Genomic DNA, 17,527 nt, shown 5'->3' with positions numbered 1-17,527 from the left:
ACCATGCCAGTCTCAAAACGTTTGCTTTCGCACCTTCGTTTTTTGGTGTACCATTATAACTGTTGAATTCATAAAAGAACAAAGGAGCATATATTCTTGATTACTATAAAATCAGAACGTGAAATTGAAATGATGCGTAAATCCGGTGCCGTTTTGGCTGGTGTTCACTTGGGTCTGCGCGATATTATCAAACCTGGTATTTCTAGCTGGGACATTGAAAAGTTTGCTAACAAATACATTGAAGAACACCACGCCAAAGCTGAAGAAAAGGGCTTCGAAGGTTACAAATACGCAACTTGCGTCAGCGTTAACGACGAAGTTGCCCACGCTATTCCCCGTAAGGAACTCTTACTTAAGACGGGTGACATCGTTGCCGTTGACATGGTGGTTAACTTGGACGGCTTCATGAGTGATTCTTGCTGGACCTACGCGGTTGGCGAAATTAGCGAGGAAAAGCAGCACCTCATGGACGTGACTAAAAAGGCGCTCTACCTTGGTATTGACCAAGCTGTCGTTGGTAACCGGATCGGTGACATTGGTTACGCCATTCAACACTACGTTGAAGACGAAAACCACATGGGCGACGTTCGCGAATTGATTGGCCATGGGATTGGACCGACAATGCACGAAGAACCAAATGTCCCTCACTATGGTGAACCAGGCAAGGGCTTACGTTTGCGTGAAGGCATGACTATCACCATTGAACCAATGGTCAACTTAGGTACTTGGGAGATTGCCTCTAAGCAAGTTCCTGGCGATACTTGGGAATACTACGTTTCAGCTGATGGTACCCCTTCAGCTCAATACGAACATACCTTAGTAATCACAAAAGATGGTCCTAAGATCTTAACTTCTCAAGACCCAGTTGAAGATGCTAAGTATCTATAATTAAAATCAGCACATTAAAACGTCCCGCAGGTGGAAACAGACTTGCGAGACGTTTTTTGGTATGATTGAGCTATTGAATTTACTCAGGAGGAATGTAAAATGTCACTTACTAACCAGACACCAGAGCCCCAAGTACAATCACTTTTCAAACGGGTCGCTGGCAACTACGATCGGATGAACAACCTGATTTCGTTGGGTACTCACAAACATTGGCGAAAAGTAGCGATGGAAAAATTAGCCATTAAACCTGGTAGTTTCGTCCTCGATCTCTGCTGCGGCACAGGAGATTGGACGATTGCATTAGCGAAGGCGGTTGGTCCCTCTGGCCAAGTCATCGGCTTAGATTTTAGCGAGGAAATGTTAGCTGTTGCCAAAACAAAAGTTGCGGCTGCTGGAATGAATGATCGGGTTACCTTGGTTCAAGGCGACGCAATGGCACTCCCTTACGACAATGATCATTTTGACGTGGTCACAATTGGTTTCGGCTTGCGTAACGTGCCGGATGCTAATCAAGTTTTACGTGAAATGCATCGAGTGGTTCGCCCCGGCGGTCAAGTGGGCTCGCTAGAAACGTCACACCCAACTCAGCCGCTAGTTAAACTGGGTTGGCAAGTTTATTTCAAGCTTATTCCGATGATGACCAAACTGGCCGTTCATAACTATGAAGACTATGTCTACCTGGAAAAGACGGCAGCGGAATTTGTCGATGCAAAAACGTTAGCGAAAATGTATGCCAATGCGGGATTCGAAAAAATTGACTACCAAACCTTTGACATGGGCGCGGCAGCTTTTCACAGCGCACGAAAATCGTACACCAAACAGTAAATTAGTTAACCCACCCGTGGGTTTCTAAGTTCATATCTCGCTTGCGCATCCCCGAAACGTAGGGGTTTCCCGCTACGTAATACCGGTAAGGCGCGTTAGTCTGACCACCGCGCTTGCTGACACCGATCCGAGCAGAGGTTAAAATCTCTGACGGCTCGCGAGTATCAAGTAAATCAACCGTAAAGGGACTATCATCAAGCATCTTATTATTCCAGTGGAGATCACTGACGCCGAACGCCTGCATCAGTTTTCCCGGCCCATTGGTTAGTTCTGATCCGTTTTTAGGCCGGTTAGCCATCATGATGCCCAGCCCCTCTTTAGGCTCAACACCCCGGATTAAAATTCCTTGTGGTTCACCTTTGCTTTGAACTGCAATATCAAAAGCATAGTATCCACGAGACGTATAAATGTAAATATTACCAGGCGCTCCGTACAGCGCGTCATTAGCTTTAGTCCGACGCCCTTCATATGCATGGGCCGCTGAGTCCGCGGCACCCAAGTATGCTTCAGCTTCAACGATATAGCCGCTGACCAGCCCCTTAGGTGACTCGTATCTCATCAGTTTTCCCAGCAAATCTCGGGTGATCATTTCAGTGGGACGACCACTAAAAAATTCTGCCATAGTTATCATTATTTTTCCCCTAACATTGTAATGTGATATTGTATATTATAGAAGAGGTGATACAAAATGGCACTCAAAATTGAACGAATTTATACAAAACCAGCCGATATGGATGGCTATCGGATCCTAGTTGACCGGTTATGGCCACGCGGAATTTCCAAGGTCAACGCCGCACTTGATGAATGGTTTAAGTCCATTGCTCCCTCAAAGGAACTGCGTCAATGGTTCGGACATGATCCTGAGAAGTACGACGAATTTAAAACCCGTTATGTAGCTGAACTCGATGCAAATCCAGATCGAGATGAGTTTTTGGATTTAATCAAAACTCATTTAGCTGAGGGCAACGTCATCATGCTTTTCGGTGCAAAGGATGAAACTCATAACCAAGCTGTGGTATTAAAAGACTATTTAGAAAAATTGCTTAAGTAAAAAGATCACTAATTAGTGATCTTTTTTAATGCCTGTCAATTTGCTCGCGAATTCCTGCTAAGGTAAGCTCGTTCGTACTATGAAACTTCACAGTTGCTGAAGCAATTTCAGCCGTCTCTCCAACGCCAACCGATAAAGCACCCGAGCGGTTCACGGCCGTCAGACCAGTTTTGGAATCTTCAATCCCGATGCACTTATCTGAAGGAAGTTTTAACATTTCTGCCGCACGCTGATAAATCTCTGGATCTGGTTTGTTGTGACTAAGTGTCGCTGGATCCACAATCAGCGGAAAGTAATTCTCCAATTGCATTTTTTTAATTTCTAGTGGCGCATTAACCGAAGCAGAAGCGAGCACGACACCATAATGCTGTGCCTTCAACTCATCGAGGAAATCAATAATTCCTGGCAGCACATCCACTGGTGACATGTGAGAAATCAACTCAAGGTACATCTGGTTTTTATGTTCACCTAATTTTCGGCGTTCTTCCTCTGAATACTGATCTAATCGATGACCAGCTTTTAAAATAGTAACCACTGCCTCTGGCCGATCCATGCCTAGCAGCGTTTCGTTAAGCGTTGAAGACCACGCAATACCAAGTTCATCCGCCAGTTGGTGCCAGGCTTGAAGATGGTACTGAGAAGAATCGGCGATCACGCCGTGCAGATCAAAAAGCACGCCTGAATATTGCTCGAATTTAACCATTTGAATCACCTCTACCAGGGCAATCGCCCTTTCTTTTTAAATGTAATCCCGTATAATGGAATCGTTATGGAGGGATCGCGCGTGTATCAAGACAACGGGAAAACAACTATTTTAGGAGATTGTATCTTACTTATTATCTCTATTATAATCAATTCATTAGGGAACGCACTGACGGTCTCCCTAAACCTTGGTAGCGCGTTATGGACCGCGTCTGCTGTCAACATGTCCCACCTGTTCAATATGAACCTGGGCAATATTTTGCTACTTGAGGGCATTGCGGTTATCCTATCAAACGCGATGTTACTCCACCAGTTTGATTGGCATCGGATGTTGGGCAACGTCCTTTTCATGGTCCCGTTCAGCTACCTAGTCAGCGGGATCGCCCAGCTATTGACCGTCTTTCACATCCAGCAGTTATCACTGGTACCATCAGTGATTTTAGACATTATTGGCGTGATGATGATTGGTTGTGGTATCTCCATCTACCAGCGGATTAATCTCATCCTTCATCCAAATGACGATTTCATGCAGATTCTAAGATTTAGATATTTACACGGCAACGCGGTGACTGCATCGCTCGTCGCCTTCATTATCCCGATTACGATTATTGCCATCTGTTTTGTGATCCAGCGTCACCTATGGGCTGTGAATATCGGTACCATCGTTGCCTTACTATTCCAGGGTACTTTCATTGCGTTAAGTGACCGATACATTTTTCGAAAATTAAAGCATCAACGTTTATAACCAAAAAAGTTCGTTCGCATACATCGCGGACGAACTTTTTATTGACTGATTAAAACGCAAATTCATCAACTACTTCAAACGAAACGTTAGCGTTCTGCTTAATCATCTTAGCCACTGGGCAGTAGTTTTTGGCTTCATCAACTAATGCCTGTGCTTGCTCATGGTCAACACCAGTCATCAACACTTGGACTCTAACCACAAACTTATAGCCTGTGTCGTCCTTTAATTGATCAACACCCGTATGAACAACACTGGTGTGTGGTAATTTGTGCAACTGCTCAATGATTTCAATGGTTGCGTTAAAACACGTACTAATCGCTAACCCAACTAATTGTTCTGGATTCGTTCCAGACCCCTTGACCAGTGAACTGCTTACACCAAGCGCTAAGCCTTCATTACCACGAATGAAGCTGACACCGCTCAAACCTTTTTCATTAACTGCCTCAGTATGATATAACGATCCATCAATTGCCATTGTCAGGATCCCCCTTTTATTTTTTGTGCCTGTAGTGTAGCACGCAAGAAAGCGATTCCAAAGCATTTAGCTTGTATGATTTGTACAAACTAATTTGCCCCAAAACACACAAGATAATCTAGGTACCACTAATAAAAGGAGTAACTATCAGCTAATAATTAACGAATTTTATAACTTCGGCGCGTTAACTGCCCATTCTGGTTTTTGACCAGATAACGCCTCATCAATCATCTTAGACGCGCCAAGTGCCATTTTCACACCAGCCTCAACGGTATTCGAGCCAGTATGTGGCGTCAAAAAGACGTTATCCATCTTGAAAAATGGACTATCGGCTGGTAACGGTTCCTCGTCAAAAACGTCTAAGGCAGCGCTGGCGATTTGATGGTCCTCGAGTGCTTTGATCAATGCCTGTTCATCTACTACTGAGCCTCGTGCTAAATTAATCAGTGAGGCACTAGGTTTCATCAGGCTAATCTCCTTTTCACCAATCAAGTGTGTCGTTTGCTTAGTGGCCGCAATGTGCAACGTCACGTAATCGGATTGCTTCATCAGGGTCTCCAAGTCCACGTATTCGCCGTACTCAGTTGGTCGCTTAGTTCGGTTGTAAATTAGAACTTTTACGCCAAAACCACTGAGCATTTTGGCAACCGCTTGACCGATATGACCATAACCTACTATTCCCACTGTGGAACCGGTTATTTCATGGCCAAAGATTTGCTTAGCAGCATCTTGCTGGCCAGCACGCATCAAAGTTGAAACTTCAAATGATTGCTTTGCTAACATCATCATATCTGTTACAGCGTTTTCTGCCACACTAGTCGCATTGGCGCCAGGGGTATTAGTCACCCAAACACCTTTGGTTGCAGCGTACTCTGCATCAATACTGTCATACCCCACACCATAACGGGCAAGTACTTTCAGATTTGGCAACTTGTCGTACAAATCATTGGGGAAAGGTGACACAAACATCATAATGCCAGCAACGTCTGGTGCTGTTGCCAAAATAGTCGCCTCATCAGCATCAGCAACAGTGAGCACCTCGTAACCTTTCTTAGTTAAATAATGGTCGGTTTGCTTGTCAGCAATCTCCGGAATAATTACTTTTTGCATTCTGAGAATTCCTTTCTGTTTTAAGTATTCTTCACGCTTTAAATTTTAACATGACTCCGGCTAATCTTTTAATTTAAGGCTGAGTAACTGTGGAAACTCTATTCCGACCGGCTTCTTTTGAATGATATAATCGTTGATCCGCCCGCTTATAAACATCCAAATAATTCTGGTCCTCAGCATCAACCTGATCTTGGCCCATGGAGATGGTAATTTGAAATTGTTCATCATGCGGTGTAATGAACTTTAGGCCGCCAATTTCCTGTCGCACCTGATCCGCGACCATCTCGGCAGTCCCTTGTTGAGTTTCCACGTCGAACACGATGAACGAAAACTCTTCACCACCGACTCGATAAGCCTTGCTGTTGGTGCTGATTGTAGGTAAGAGCCGATTTAATTCAGTCGCTACCGCCTTCAATACTTCATTACCCTCCAAATGACCATAGCGATCATTCACCCATTTGAAATGGTCAATATCAAAGGTGTAAAGCAAATACTGCGTACCATTTTCGCCGTACTCTTTGAAGGCTTGGTGTAAGTCTTCGGTAAAGATTCTAAAATTACTGAGCTTGGTTAAGTTATCCCGCCTGGCTTCGTAAATGAGCAGTGCTTGTCGTTCGTTTTGACGCTTAAGCTGGTAATAGATAAACCAGAGTAAATAATACACGACGAAACACTGAGCTAATGCAATTACCCAACCGACTTCAATACCACGCAACGAGATCCAGTTGGCCCACAGAAACGGAGCTGAAAATAAAAAGCAGAACGGATAATACAAAATAGGCCGATCAATAATCAGATACCCAAACCGATCGGCTATCCCCATCACAATCATGGTTGCCACAAAGAAATAACCCCACCACGTCAAATTAGGCAACCACCAGTACCAGAACAGCAACGTCACCGTGAGACTTAAGAACAACCAGCGACTCCGCTTGAAGAACAGAGCAAAAATAATGACACCAATTTGAAACGCCAAATAACTCCAGCCGAGTCCTTGCCTATCGTGTGCCTCCATGATACGAAGCTCTGAAGCCAAGTGAAAAAGGACTAGAAACCCAATTGTGAGCACGATTTGGCTTACTCCACGAAGTCGTTCCCAAATTTGAAGGTGAAAGTCGGTTCGTTGCAGCCAAGAGTACAATAAAGTAAATCCCGTTAATAATAGCAGATTAATGATAAAGTTGACCCCACGAACTTCCCATATCAACATAACATTTCCTCCGTTTTCAATTTAATTTTGAAAACATCCGTATTATTTTATTACATTTCTCTGTTTCTGTTTGCCCTCTGCTATTTTAAGATAACTGACCCGACTTTCGCAACCGCGAAGATACCGGGTTTGCTTTCATTTCAAAAAATAGTTCTGGTAAAAATCTTTTTTAACAATTTTTACCAGAACTATTATTCAATTCAAAATTTAATTAGCTAAGCGGTTAGGCGATAAGATCAACTTACCACGAATAGCCGACTTTCGTTCCACTGTAACTGGACGAGCTGCCACTTCCGCAATTTCTGGAGATGGTGTAAAGACCAGCTCGTGATCGTGCTTGACCAAACGATGAATTGACATCAGTATGACCGCACAAACCCCGATCAACGGGAATCCAGCTAAGACAGAAATCGTCTGAATCACTTTGAAACCACCCACTAAGACCAATGAGAAGGCAAAGATCATAAAAATAATGACCCATGTCATCCGATTGAAACGGGTTGGTTCGCGGCGCTTCAGTGGTGTACTTGTGAACGATGACAGAATGTATGCTGAACCAGAAATGGTTGTCGCCAAGAAGATGAAACATGACAAGCAGTAAAGCAATGTCATGACTTGCTTCATCGGCAACGTCCCAATAACGGTTGCAATGACAGCAGCCTGACCCTGAGTGTTTAAAATGTGGACCAGGTTAATGACCCCATTTTGTTGCAGCCAGAGTGCGTAACCACCCATGACGGCGTAGAATAATGCACAGCCGGTAAAGCCGTACAGCAACATACCCATGAGCATCTGACGAATCGTCTTACCTCTGGAAATCTTCGCAATGAACAATCCCATTACTGGCATGTATGATAACCACCAGCCCCAGTAAAAGATCGTATCCTGCTGGGTGGCACTTGGCTGCGTATTCGTAGCCATTGGCACAAACTTCTGTGCCAGCATGCCTAAACTGCGCGCTTCGTTCGTAATAATGTAACGCGTTGGGCCAAAGAATAAAATTAAGACCAGAAAACCGATGGCTAACCAAATGTGTGCCATACTCAATCGATCGATCCCACCGTTTAAGCCTTTAAAGACTGTAACAGCGAACAGAACAAACAAGACGGCAAACAAGCCCATTTCTAGCGGCAAACCGTACTTAACACCGGTTGCACTTGAAAATGCTTTGGCTGTAATTGGAACTTCCATCCCAATCGATGAACCAACACCACCAATAATACCAATCACGACAAGGACGTTGATCAAGCCACCAAAAAACTTTTTTGTTGATTGATGATTATCACCGTCTAGCATGCCGATCCCATCACTGAGTTTTTGAACTGGCTGACCTTTACGATACATCAGGTAACCAATCAAAACTGCAGCGGGTGCAAACATCATCCAAGCCATTGGCCCCCAGTTAAACTGCCCCATCATTGTGGCAGAGATATAGGCGGCGTGAGAATAGGCTTTGATGTGAAAAGGTGGATTTTGAATAACCGTCAGTGGATCAGTGATCGACAGCATCATAATGCTGGCATCAATCGCAGTGGCAAAAACCATTGCGCCCCACTTGAAACCACTGTAAACCGGCTTGTCATCAGGTTTTCCAATTTTAATTTTCCCATATCGGCTAAATGCCAATCCGATTAAGAAGACAAAGTTGATGATATAAATACCAAGGTACATCCACCCTAACTTTAGGTTCATCCAACTCAATAGGCCAGATAGCGGTGTTTGAAGACCCTTTCCACCTATCATTAACACTAAAGTTGCCAGTAAGAATAATCCCACAGTTGGCACAAAGACCCACTTGTTGATTAACTTGCTTCTTAAAATAATATTCCTCCTCTAATAATTGTACATACCGGGGACAGAGTGTGGCGCAAACCAAAGTGTCCGGCAAGGCTGTAAAAGGCCGCCCTCAACTCACGCCTGATAAGAATCCCGTTATCGAATTCAGACCATTTGTGAGCCAGTTAAAACCTCTACCTTGCGTCTCGTGCTTTAATTCGTGAAGTACACCATGGCTTTTTATTAGCTAAGATGTACTTGAAACCACCGATGAAATTGTTACCTTTCAACTCTGAAAACACCCGACGTATTTTCATAAGGGTCAGCAAAGTACAAAACACAAAAAAGCTGTCGAAAACGGTCTAAGACCACTTGCAACAGCTTTCTCTGCAACAAATTGCCACTTCCAAATGTAACCCGAATGAATTTACATTTTCATTATACACGTTTGAAAGAATAAGTAAAATGTGTGCAATTGATAAGGAATCACATTTAATTGATGGTTTTAATCACTCGAGCTGGGTTCCCTGCTATAACAACGTTATCGCCAAATGACTTGGTTACCACAGAGCCCGCGCCAACCACTACGTTATCGCCCAAAGTGACCCCTGGTAAGATTGTTACCCGGCCACCTAACCAAGCATTATCACCAATCGTGATTGGCTTGCCTAGTTCAACATCTGCGTTTCGCTGTACCGGATCCAGTGGGTGAACTGGTGTATACAGGCCAATATTGGGGCCAAAATAACAGTGCTCACCAATCGTTATTGGGCAGGTATCCAGAAAGGTCATGTCGTAGTTACCGTAAAAATGATTGCCAATGTGAATATTGAAGCCATAATCGAATTTGAATGATGATTCTACGAAGAAATCATCACCAACGTCTGCCAACAATGCTTTAAATCGACCATTCCGATTGTCATTATCAGTAATCTGATTGATTTCTTCCAGTTGTTGTCTCATATATACTCGACGGTTAATCAGTTCAGGATCGAATTGATTATAGGGTTCTCCAGCCGTCATTTTTTCGCGTTCTGTTGTCATGAATTGAACACTCCTTTGCTAATAAGCATATCACATGTCACAAATCTGAGTTAAATTGCTTCCATCAATGATACTTTGCAACTAAACTAAAGTAGTATCCAAAATGGAAAGCAGAGGCGATTTATTTGAAACTTGCACTAACTATCTTTCTCCTAAATGCTTGTTATATAACACTAAATACGTTTCGAACCATGTTGGTTGTCCGCCGTCAGCGTCTGTGGGCACCACTATTAGCAGTTTTAGAGGAATTCGTATACGTGATTGCCCTGGCAATTGCATTGAAAAACATTAATTCCCCAATTAACGTCGTTGCTTATACCGTTGGTTTCGGAATTGGGATTTACCTTGGTATTCTCATCGAAGACCATGTTGCACTGGGGTACGTTAACTTTCAGGTCACCGTCAAAATTGATAATGACGATCCGAAGTATCAGCAAAATAAAAAGCTGCCAGAAGACTTACGTAACAACGGCTATGGTGTCACAGAAACTTGGGGATATGGTCGTGACGGTTCAAGACTGATTTTAAATATCTTGGCACCACGGAAAGCTGATCACCGACTGATGGACTTAATTCATCAACTAGCCCCTGAAGCATTCGTCATGGTCAACGAACCAACCCAAATGTCCGGTGGGTTTTGGAGCAAGGAAGTTGAACGACGCTTCAGGAAAGTCGCTCATAAAGAAAAGTAAACAGTAAAAAGCACTAGGCTATGGATTCTTAAACAAATCCAGTTGTCCTAGTGCCTTTTTAATGTCTGAAACTGACTGGTCAACTTCCTTTTGTGGTTTGGCTGCCGGTTTTACCATCTTGGGCTTACCTGTCGTTTTATTATTAGAACCAGCTGTCGTGTTGACTGGTCGAGTCGAAACGGGTCTGCCACGCTTTAACATGGCATCCATGGTTTTATTCAATAAACTATCTACAAAAATATTGCCCTGATTATCTGCATGTCCCTTTGTCCAAACCAGCGATAGCTTGGGAAACTTTGGTAATAGTTGACTGACTTGCTGCCATAGCTCAGCATTCATCAGCTCTCCGCCAGATCGTCGCCAACCACGTCGCTGCCAACCTTTTAACCAGTCTTTATTGATTGCATCTAAAACATATTTCGAATCAAGCACTAGCGTAATATCAGCTTTTTGCTGATTTGCGTCAATCAAGGCTTCTAGTGCTTTAATGAACGCCATGATTTCCATTCGATTATTAGTTGCTCCCCATTCCCCGTGAGAATCACTCAGTACTTTACCAGGTAATTCTAATCGATAGGCCCAGGCTGCTGGATCAGAAGCCTTTACGTGACCGCCTTTAACGTTACCCGAGTTCCTAGTACCACCATCTGTATAGCCAATAATCATACCGTCATTATTTAAATGTTCGGCGGTTGTTTCTCCCATAAATTGCTTGGCTTCCGCCTCACTGTTAAAGCCCTTGAATTCGGCACCAGAAAAACCAGAAACTTCCTTTTGTGCTTCTGGCCAACTGGTATAGATACCAGGGTGCTGACCCTTACGTACTGCGTAGTATTTACCCAAAATAGTCACCCACTTATCACTTTAAATATTATTTAAGTTTAGTAAATTCTTATTACAATCCCAATTTTTCGGTAGTCAATCATACTAATTCTGTGAAAATTATGCTAAAGTTATTAGTGTAAACACTATTTAACAAAAATCAACGTTCAATGATGAACTTTGTCAATTTATCCAGCAGTTCAAGAGGAGGAACTCTGATGTCAGAAATCCACGCTCAGCTCATCAACATCGATCAAGCCCACGCGCTGTTGAAAGAGCAACATAGTCAAGCCAATGAATTTTTCCCAGAGCTAACATTAACTGGTCAATACATCCTACCAGATTATCGGCTCACTCGTAAACGGGAAGCGTTCAAAATTCGTAAACACACCTTTTTAAAGAAGCACTACAAGTCCTACGTGGCCTTTGATTCTGAAAACGGTCAAACTCTATGGATGCATAACTTTTCCAGTTTAACTCAAGCTCTATTCTGGCTCCAAACTGGTCTTAAACCAGGTGATACTGACAGCCAATTTTCATTCAAAGAGTGGCACGAAACCCATGCTGAAGAAATCGAAGGTTACAAGGATCAGCTGCGGTCGTTGCATAAGGAAGCTATCGCCAAAAAGAAGGCGGCAGATTCTCGTGCACACAAACCTAAAAAGCACGCTTAGCATCGTGAGTTCTGAACTTAATCGGAACTTTTTTATTTTATTTTGACATCAGAATTTCAATCCCGATTTACTAAAATCCCTTAGAACAGTCATACCGTTATCGACTGTTCTAAGGGATTTTGTTAACTAATTACCCGAATGATTACTTAGTCATATCATTTGACGCGAAATACGTTTTTACCTCTTGTGGTTGAGTCTTGACGGTAACTGCACCATGGTGAATCGCGTACAGTACTTCTGCCCGCTCGTTCAGTGCATCGTAGAAGTTATCACGGTTCATAATGATACAGTTGGCTTCCTTGCCAACTTCTATTCCGTAATGGTCTAGAATGTGCATTGCCCGCGCGCCATTTTTGGTGACGTAACGATATGAATTCATAATTTGATCATAGCCCATCGTCTGTGCGACGTGGAGTCCCAGGTGCAATGGATCTAACATGTTGCCATCACCCATCGGATACCATGGATCTTTAATGTCATCTTCACCAAAAGCAACGTTAATCCCATCTTCAGTGAGCTCCTTAACCCGGGTCATTCCTCGACGCTTTGGATACGTATCGAACCGACCACCCAGGAAGGTGTTTACCAGTGGGTTAGCAATCATATTAATGCCAGACATCTTCAACAAACGGAAAAGCTTGTATGCATAGGCATCGTTATAAGAGCCCAAAGCAGTGGTGTGGCTAGCGGTCACCTTATCGCTCATGCCAGTTTCGTACGCCAGGGTTGCGAGTGTCTCAAGGCCTCTAGCAGCTGGGTCATCGATTTCGTCACAGTGCACATCAATTAATTTATCATACTTCTCAGCCAAATCACTGACAAAATGCAAGGACTCCACGCCGTACTCACGGTTAAATTCAAAGTGTGGAATTCCGCCGATGACGTCAACGCCCATCTCAGCTGCCTTAGTCATTAATTCCTTACCATGTGGGAAAGAAAGGATTCCCTCTTGAGGAAAGGCAACCAACTGGAGCTCAATAAAGTCTTTTACTTCGTCCCGAACCTCGATTAGCGCCTTCAATGCAGTTAAATTAGGATCCGTTACATCCACGTGTGACCGCACAAACTGAGTCCCATGACTAGCTTGCTTTTTTAATGTTTGCGTCGCGCGTTTCTTGACGTCCTCAATGGTCAACTTCTGTTTTCTTGCAGACCAGATTCGGATACCATCAAACAGCGTACCAGACTGATTCCATTCTGGATCCCCAGCTGTCAATGTTGAATCCAAATGAACGTGAGGGTCAACAAATGGTGGCAACAATAATTTACCACGACAATCGATCAGTCCTTCACTATCCTTTGGAGTGATGTGTTCAGCAATTTCAACAAACTTGCCGTCCTCGATTCGAACATCTTTCAAGGTTTCGCTATTTTCAATTGACACTTGCTGTATCAGCATCTTTTTACAACCCCCAGCTTATTTTGTTTACGCATATAACTTGATTATACCACGGGACTTACCAATTATTAGTCGTGTTATTTATTTCCTGATAATTTACTTTTCGCACGATAAATCTAGAGCTGAAAGAATGACCATTTTACTTTTAAACTAACTTGATTTTCGCTATAGTGAGATTGAATACATACAAGGAGGATCAGATATGTCAATTCCAAAACGTCAGCACTTATCACTGCCAAAAATGCTGACCCTAGGTTTCTTGATCATTATTTTAATTGGTACAATCTTGCTAAGCCTGCCAATTGCCACTCGTGGCACACATACGACCTCCGTACTGGATGCACTTTTCACCGCGACCAGTGCAACGTGCGTCACTGGTTTAACATTGGTGAGTACCGCCCTCCACTGGTCGATTTTTGGTCAAACGGTGATTTTGCTGCTAATGGAACTTGGCGGGTTAGGCTTCATGACCTTTACCGTCATGCTGTTCTTGTTCATGCGCCGGCAGATGAAACTTTCAACGCGGCTGCTCGCACAAGAATCACTCAATCTTGACAATCTATCACAGCTCAGTGTCATCAAATTAATTTTGTTCCTCTCACTAATCATTCAATTCGCCGGTGCCGGATTATTGATGGTCGACTTTTACCCCCGTTATGGTTTGATCAAAGGGCTCTGGTTCAGCATTTTTCACGCCGTATCTGCCTTTTGTAACGCCGGCTTTGATCTTTTCGGTAACAGCCTAGAAGGATTCGCTAATGACCCATATGTATTAAGTGTAATGGCTATTTTAATTATTGCCGGCTCTTTCGGTTTTCTAGTGTGGCAGGACTTACTTTTATATCCCAGACGGCATCATTTGACGTTGCATACCAAGTTAGCTTTGGGTACCGGCTCAGTACTCATGCTGCTGTCAATTGTGGTTTACCTACTAAGTGAAAATAATCTAGCATTTCTCGGCCCACACGTCTCCTATGGCAATCGGTTGATCAACACCGTTTTTATGGCCATTACTCCGCGAACTGCGGGGTTGATTACTCTGCCATACCAACAACTATCCATCGCTAGTATCGCCTTCACCATGTTGCTGATGTTCATTGGTGGGACGCCTGGTTCAACTGCTGGTGGTGTCAAAACCACTACCATTGGTTTGCTCACGCTGCAAAGTATCGCAACTCTGCGCGGTAAACGAGACGCCACTTTTGGTCATCGGCGGTTTACACAAGCTAACGTTTTCCGGGCACTGACATTAATCTTCGTTGCACTGATTATTTTAGCAACGGCAACTTTAATTCTCTGCGCTACCCAGCCAATTCCTAACAATGATGGTTTGCAAACCGTCACCTTTGAAGTATTAGCAGCGTTTGGAACCACCGGAATTTCGTTGGGTCTAACACCACACCTGAACCTGCTTGGGAAACTGATCATTATGTTTTTGATGTTCATTGGCCGGGTGGGAATCTACACCGTGATGTTTTCAATTTTAAATGCCAACCGCAAGCAACTAACCTACCGTTACCCAGAGGAGAGTGTGCCAATTGGTTAAACAAAAAAATGAAAATTACGCCGTTATTGGTTTAGGACAGTTTGGCAGTGCCATTTGTCAGTCATTAGTCCAGGCTAACCAGCAAGTTTTGGCTGTGGACATCGACGAGGAAAGAGTCAACGAGTTCACTAACATCGTCACGCGGGCCGTTATTGCAGATGCACAAGATGAAGATACGATGAAGGAACTGGAAATTGGTAGCTTCGACCACGTTTTCATTTCGATTGGTCAAAACATTCAAGCTAGCATCATGGCGACCCTGTTGACCAAAGAACTCGGTGCCAAAGACGTGATTTGTAAGGCTGAAAACGAAAGTCACGCACGGGTACTTGAGAAAATTGGTGCTGATCAGATTGTTCGTCCAGAGCGTGATATGGCTCGGCGAATCGTCTTTCATCAGCTCCAACCTAATATCGTCAATTACCTGATGTTAAACGACCAGGTCACCATGGCTGAAGTCAAAGTCGATAATCCCGAGTTTGTTGGCAAATCGCTTAACGAGTTGTCCGTCCGTAATAAGTATCACATCAACGTCATTGCTATCAACACAGATGGTAAAGTTAACCTCTCACCTGATGCTAACGATAAGTTAAAACTCAACGATTTAATTTCGGTAGTTGGCTATACCACTGATGTTAATCAGTTCAATGGGGACGCACAACTTTCATAGGTTTTCCAAAAATGTGAAGGGATTGTGACATAAGTCTATATCGACAAGGATTTAGTTCATTACTTGCACATAGCCTTAACCTGTTCCACAACTCAGATTCCGGCCATATAACGCAGAACAACGCCATCCCGATAAAGGCCATCGGAATGACATTGTTCTGCGTTATACTCTGGAATCTACCGAGTTGTGTCACAGCCCCTTTACGTTCATCTTATTTTCCACCTGCAATGCCTCGTAATCGATTTCCTCTTCAGCTTCACCAGACCAGTTCAGAGACACGATACCAACCACGATAAGTGCCAATCCAAGGAGCTCACCAATTGAAAAGGTTTGGTGAAACAGGGTCACATCGACTGCAGCGGTTAAGACTGTTCCAGCACCTGACCATACGCCATAAGCAACACTCAAAGGTACGACACGCATAGCATATGACAGGCTATAGAGCATGATTAAAAAAACGCCAATGCATAGAAACGTCCAGGAAAACTGTGTGAATTCCCTTGATAATTTCAGTGAAATCGCCCCGAGAATCTCGGTTACGATTGAAATTCCTAACGCCACGTAGTACCTAAACATCCGCCCTCACCTCACAATATATTTAGCATCACCGTACCAATAATAATGCACGTCACACCAACCACCTTTGAGCGATTGACGCGTTCCTTGAAGAAAACAATCCCAACAATCGTGGTGAAAAGCGTCCCGATGGCGCCCCAAAGCGCATAGGCCACTCCCAGATCTAACCAGCGAAGCGACTTGGAGAAAAGAAACAGTGTAATCGTGTACCCAATGACTAAGCAAATAGTGGGGAGCAACCGGTGAAAACCATCCGACTCTTTCAGCAATGAACTGCTAATAATTTCAAAAACAATGGCCGCAACCAAAAACCCGTATCCCAATAACAACCTCATCGCCCCGCTTCTTTAGATATTATTTGCCTTCATTCTAACCCTAATCGTTGCCCGGGAAAATAGTGCTTCACCAATTGGAAGGATTCCACGTCCGTCCATCTAACTCTCCTTGTGCCAGTTTAATTCGTCGTTGCTGTTCTTCACTCAGCTCGGCTAAAGCTAAATACAGCGCTCGCTCCTTAAATTGCGGTGTCTGTGCTGCCAGTGCCATCAACTGTTGCGTTGCCCAGGTTTGTTCAGCCATTAGTCAATCCTCCATATCATGAATCATTTTGATGTTCATCTGCAGATCATCTAAAGTTGCTTGATTATTTTTAATTTCTTCCAAAATTAACGTTAATCTTTGCCGTTTTTCTTCCGGTACAGTTGTAATTAAATCCGTTAATTGGCCAATCAGCCAATTGGTTTTATCATCAAAATGTCCAAGCCGTTCTTGGGTCAAGTAGCGTTGATAATCAATGAGTAGGTTAGCTTTTGTGTCGTCGGACTGGTACCCAAACTGGTCAATGATAAACGTCGGCAAGAAGGTCATTTGTGTCTTATTGGCCAGCGCCTGAAAGGGAATCATAATCTGGGAAATGCTAAAATCTTCACCGGCTCCAGCAGCGAAGTTTTTAGCTGGTGAGCCCAAACTAACGGCGATTCCTAATTCTTTACCCACTAAGCCGCCCATCGCAGCCGGATAAACAAAATGACGAGTCAGCACTTGATCCAACCAATTTTTTAAAATGGCTGGTGCGCTGTACCAATAAAGTGGAAACTGCAGCACTAATCTGTCGGCCTGCTTAATCAATGCTTGCTCAGCCGCAACGTTTACAGCAAAACTGGTGACAGGATGCCAGATCACGTCTGGTAAATTCGCAGCTTCCTTTAAAAACTGCTGCGTACTAGAATCTTCAATTTGCGGGTGTCCCACAACTACTAAAGTTTTGATAAAACCGCCTCCAATCACTTCTGCACGATATTTTTAATTAAGCTCATCTTATC

Annotated in this window: 21 protein-coding genes; 8 read left to right on the top strand and 13 right to left on the bottom strand. The window is 43.6% G+C overall.

What is annotated here, in order from left to right; all coding sequences use genetic code 11:
* Window positions 1-96: 96 nt before the first annotated feature.
* Together map and HC026_RS04155 are read left to right on the top strand one after the other, a co-directional pair.
* A complete protein-coding gene (gene map, locus HC026_RS04160; RefSeq protein WP_168924731.1) occupies window positions 97-888 on the top strand; it encodes a type I methionyl aminopeptidase in 792 nt (263 codons plus the stop codon).
* Window positions 889-987: 99 nt separating this feature from the next.
* On the top strand, window positions 988-1,713 hold the full coding sequence (locus tag HC026_RS04155; RefSeq protein ID WP_168924730.1) for a demethylmenaquinone methyltransferase: 726 nt from the start codon (window positions 988-990) through the stop codon (window positions 1,711-1,713).
* Between the two features lies 1 nt (window position 1,714).
* On the opposite strand, the gene HC026_RS04150 is transcribed toward HC026_RS04155, so the two are convergent.
* A complete protein-coding gene (locus tag HC026_RS04150; RefSeq protein ID WP_168924729.1) occupies window positions 1,715-2,344 on the bottom strand; it encodes a DNA-3-methyladenine glycosylase in 630 nt (209 codons plus the stop codon).
* Window positions 2,345-2,401: 57 nt separating this feature from the next.
* On the opposite strand from HC026_RS04150, the gene HC026_RS04145 reads away from it, so the two are divergent.
* On the top strand, window positions 2,402-2,764 hold the full coding sequence (locus HC026_RS04145) for a DUF488 domain-containing protein (protein ID WP_168924728.1): 363 nt from the start codon (window positions 2,402-2,404) through the stop codon (window positions 2,762-2,764).
* Between the two features lie 25 nt (window positions 2,765-2,789).
* Here the strand turns inward: HC026_RS04145 and pgmB are convergent, their stop codons facing one another.
* The gene (pgmB, locus tag HC026_RS04140) at window positions 2,790-3,467 is read right to left on the bottom strand and encodes a beta-phosphoglucomutase (RefSeq protein WP_168924727.1); all 678 of its coding nucleotides are present in this window, start codon (window positions 3,465-3,467) and stop codon (window positions 2,790-2,792) included.
* Window positions 3,468-3,548: 81 nt separating this feature from the next.
* Here pgmB and HC026_RS04135 point away from each other — a divergent pair, with 81 nt between their 5' ends.
* The gene (locus HC026_RS04135; protein ID WP_240891017.1) at window positions 3,549-4,211 is read left to right on the top strand and encodes a hypothetical protein; all 663 of its coding nucleotides are present in this window, start codon (window positions 3,549-3,551) and stop codon (window positions 4,209-4,211) included.
* A 49-nt stretch (window positions 4,212-4,260) separates the two neighbouring features.
* Here HC026_RS04135 and HC026_RS04130 read toward each other — a convergent pair whose 3' ends face one another.
* The 5 genes from HC026_RS04130 to HC026_RS04110 all read right to left on the bottom strand — a co-directional run bounded on the left by HC026_RS04130 (window position 4,261) and on the right by HC026_RS04110 (window position 9,826).
* Window positions 4,261-4,686 (bottom strand): OsmC family protein, encoded by a 426-nt coding sequence (locus HC026_RS04130; RefSeq protein WP_168924726.1) that lies wholly within the window; start codon window positions 4,684-4,686, stop codon window positions 4,261-4,263.
* Window positions 4,687-4,854: 168 nt separating this feature from the next.
* Window positions 4,855-5,796 (bottom strand): phosphoglycerate dehydrogenase, encoded by a 942-nt coding sequence (locus HC026_RS04125; RefSeq protein ID WP_168924725.1) that lies wholly within the window; start codon window positions 5,794-5,796, stop codon window positions 4,855-4,857.
* A gap of 73 nt (window positions 5,797-5,869) precedes the next feature.
* Window positions 5,870-7,006, bottom strand: a complete 1,137-nt coding sequence (locus HC026_RS04120) for a GGDEF domain-containing protein (RefSeq protein ID WP_168924724.1) — start codon at window positions 7,004-7,006, stop codon at window positions 5,870-5,872.
* A gap of 207 nt (window positions 7,007-7,213) precedes the next feature.
* Window positions 7,214-8,791, bottom strand: a complete 1,578-nt coding sequence (locus HC026_RS04115; RefSeq protein WP_168924723.1) for a BCCT family transporter — start codon at window positions 8,789-8,791, stop codon at window positions 7,214-7,216.
* Between the two features lie 483 nt (window positions 8,792-9,274).
* A complete protein-coding gene (locus HC026_RS04110) occupies window positions 9,275-9,826 on the bottom strand; it encodes a sugar O-acetyltransferase (protein ID WP_168924722.1) in 552 nt (183 codons plus the stop codon).
* A gap of 125 nt (window positions 9,827-9,951) precedes the next feature.
* Here HC026_RS04110 and HC026_RS04105 point away from each other — a divergent pair, with 125 nt between their 5' ends.
* Window positions 9,952-10,518, top strand: a complete 567-nt coding sequence (locus HC026_RS04105; RefSeq protein ID WP_168924721.1) for a DUF2179 domain-containing protein — start codon at window positions 9,952-9,954, stop codon at window positions 10,516-10,518.
* An 18-nt stretch (window positions 10,519-10,536) separates the two neighbouring features.
* On the opposite strand, the gene HC026_RS04100 is transcribed toward HC026_RS04105, so the two are convergent.
* Window positions 10,537-11,364 carry a ribonuclease H family protein gene (locus HC026_RS04100; protein WP_168924805.1) on the bottom strand — a complete coding sequence of 276 codons (828 nt, stop codon included), beginning with the start codon at window positions 11,362-11,364 and terminating at the stop codon, window positions 10,537-10,539.
* Between the two features lie 194 nt (window positions 11,365-11,558).
* On the opposite strand from HC026_RS04100, the gene HC026_RS04095 reads away from it, so the two are divergent.
* Window positions 11,559-12,014, top strand: a complete 456-nt coding sequence (locus tag HC026_RS04095; protein ID WP_168924720.1) for a hypothetical protein — start codon at window positions 11,559-11,561, stop codon at window positions 12,012-12,014.
* A gap of 142 nt (window positions 12,015-12,156) precedes the next feature.
* On the opposite strand, the gene codA is transcribed toward HC026_RS04095, so the two are convergent.
* Complete coding sequence (gene codA, locus HC026_RS04090; RefSeq protein WP_168924719.1) at window positions 12,157-13,413, bottom strand: cytosine deaminase; 1,257 nt, start codon at window positions 13,411-13,413, stop codon at window positions 12,157-12,159.
* A 202-nt stretch (window positions 13,414-13,615) separates the two neighbouring features.
* Between codA and HC026_RS04085 the strand changes: the two genes are divergently transcribed.
* Window positions 13,616-14,959: a TrkH family potassium uptake protein gene (locus tag HC026_RS04085; protein ID WP_168924718.1), complete on the top strand. Its 1,344-nt coding sequence runs from the start codon at window positions 13,616-13,618 to the stop codon at window positions 14,957-14,959.
* On the top strand, window positions 14,952-15,629 hold the full coding sequence (locus HC026_RS04080) for a potassium channel family protein (RefSeq protein ID WP_168924717.1): 678 nt from the start codon (window positions 14,952-14,954) through the stop codon (window positions 15,627-15,629). Before HC026_RS04085 ends, HC026_RS04080 begins: the two co-directional genes overlap by 8 nt.
* A gap of 189 nt (window positions 15,630-15,818) precedes the next feature.
* On the opposite strand, the gene HC026_RS04075 is transcribed toward HC026_RS04080, so the two are convergent.
* The 4 genes from HC026_RS04075 to HC026_RS04060 form a co-directional block, all read right to left on the bottom strand.
* Window positions 15,819-16,205 (bottom strand): DMT family transporter, encoded by a 387-nt coding sequence (locus HC026_RS04075; RefSeq protein ID WP_168924716.1) that lies wholly within the window; start codon window positions 16,203-16,205, stop codon window positions 15,819-15,821.
* Window positions 16,206-16,216: 11 nt separating this feature from the next.
* Window positions 16,217-16,528 (bottom strand): DMT family transporter, encoded by a 312-nt coding sequence (locus HC026_RS04070; RefSeq protein ID WP_168924715.1) that lies wholly within the window; start codon window positions 16,526-16,528, stop codon window positions 16,217-16,219.
* A gap of 79 nt (window positions 16,529-16,607) precedes the next feature.
* Window positions 16,608-16,784, bottom strand: coding sequence for a hypothetical protein (locus HC026_RS04065; RefSeq protein ID WP_168924644.1), 177 nt, complete (start codon window positions 16,782-16,784; stop codon window positions 16,608-16,610).
* A gap of 3 nt (window positions 16,785-16,787) precedes the next feature.
* Entirely contained in the window at window positions 16,788-17,492 is a 705-nt protein-coding gene (locus HC026_RS04060) for an NAD(P)H-dependent oxidoreductase (RefSeq protein WP_168924714.1), read from the bottom strand.
* Between the last annotated feature and the right edge of the window lie 35 nt (window positions 17,493-17,527).

Origin of the sequence: Secundilactobacillus angelensis (genome assembly GCF_012641075.1) — a bacterium.
Taxonomy (GTDB): Bacteria; Bacillota; Bacilli; order Lactobacillales; family Lactobacillaceae; genus Secundilactobacillus; species Secundilactobacillus angelensis.
The sequence above is the reverse complement of the archived record's forward strand: the minus strand, read 5'-3'. Positions and strand labels throughout refer to the sequence as shown.

Coding starts and splice junctions, on each gene's coding strand:
- HC026_RS04085 (WP_168924718.1), top strand. CDS start 13,616: ATGTCAATTCCAAAACGTCAGCACTTATCACTGCCAAAAATGCTGACC.
- HC026_RS04120 (WP_168924724.1), bottom strand. CDS start 7,006: ATGTTGATATGGGAAGTTCGTGGGGTCAACTTTATCATTAATCTGCTA.
- pgmB (WP_168924727.1), bottom strand. CDS start 3,467: ATGGTTAAATTCGAGCAATATTCAGGCGTGCTTTTTGATCTGCACGGC.
- HC026_RS04110 (WP_168924722.1), bottom strand. CDS start 9,826: ATGACAACAGAACGCGAAAAAATGACGGCTGGAGAACCCTATAATCAA.
- HC026_RS04065 (WP_168924644.1), bottom strand. CDS start 16,784: ATGGCTGAACAAACCTGGGCAACGCAACAGTTGATGGCACTGGCAGCA.
- HC026_RS04075 (WP_168924716.1), bottom strand. CDS start 16,205: ATGTTTAGGTACTACGTGGCGTTAGGAATTTCAATCGTAACCGAGATT.
- HC026_RS04125 (WP_168924725.1), bottom strand. CDS start 5,796: ATGCAAAAAGTAATTATTCCGGAGATTGCTGACAAGCAAACCGACCAT.
- HC026_RS04145 (WP_168924728.1), top strand. CDS start 2,402: ATGGCACTCAAAATTGAACGAATTTATACAAAACCAGCCGATATGGAT.
- HC026_RS04155 (WP_168924730.1), top strand. CDS start 988: ATGTCACTTACTAACCAGACACCAGAGCCCCAAGTACAATCACTTTTC.
- HC026_RS04130 (WP_168924726.1), bottom strand. CDS start 4,686: ATGGCAATTGATGGATCGTTATATCATACTGAGGCAGTTAATGAAAAA.
- codA (WP_168924719.1), bottom strand. CDS start 13,413: ATGCTGATACAGCAAGTGTCAATTGAAAATAGCGAAACCTTGAAAGAT.
- HC026_RS04095 (WP_168924720.1), top strand. CDS start 11,559: ATGTCAGAAATCCACGCTCAGCTCATCAACATCGATCAAGCCCACGCG.
- HC026_RS04150 (WP_168924729.1), bottom strand. CDS start 2,344: ATGATAACTATGGCAGAATTTTTTAGTGGTCGTCCCACTGAAATGATC.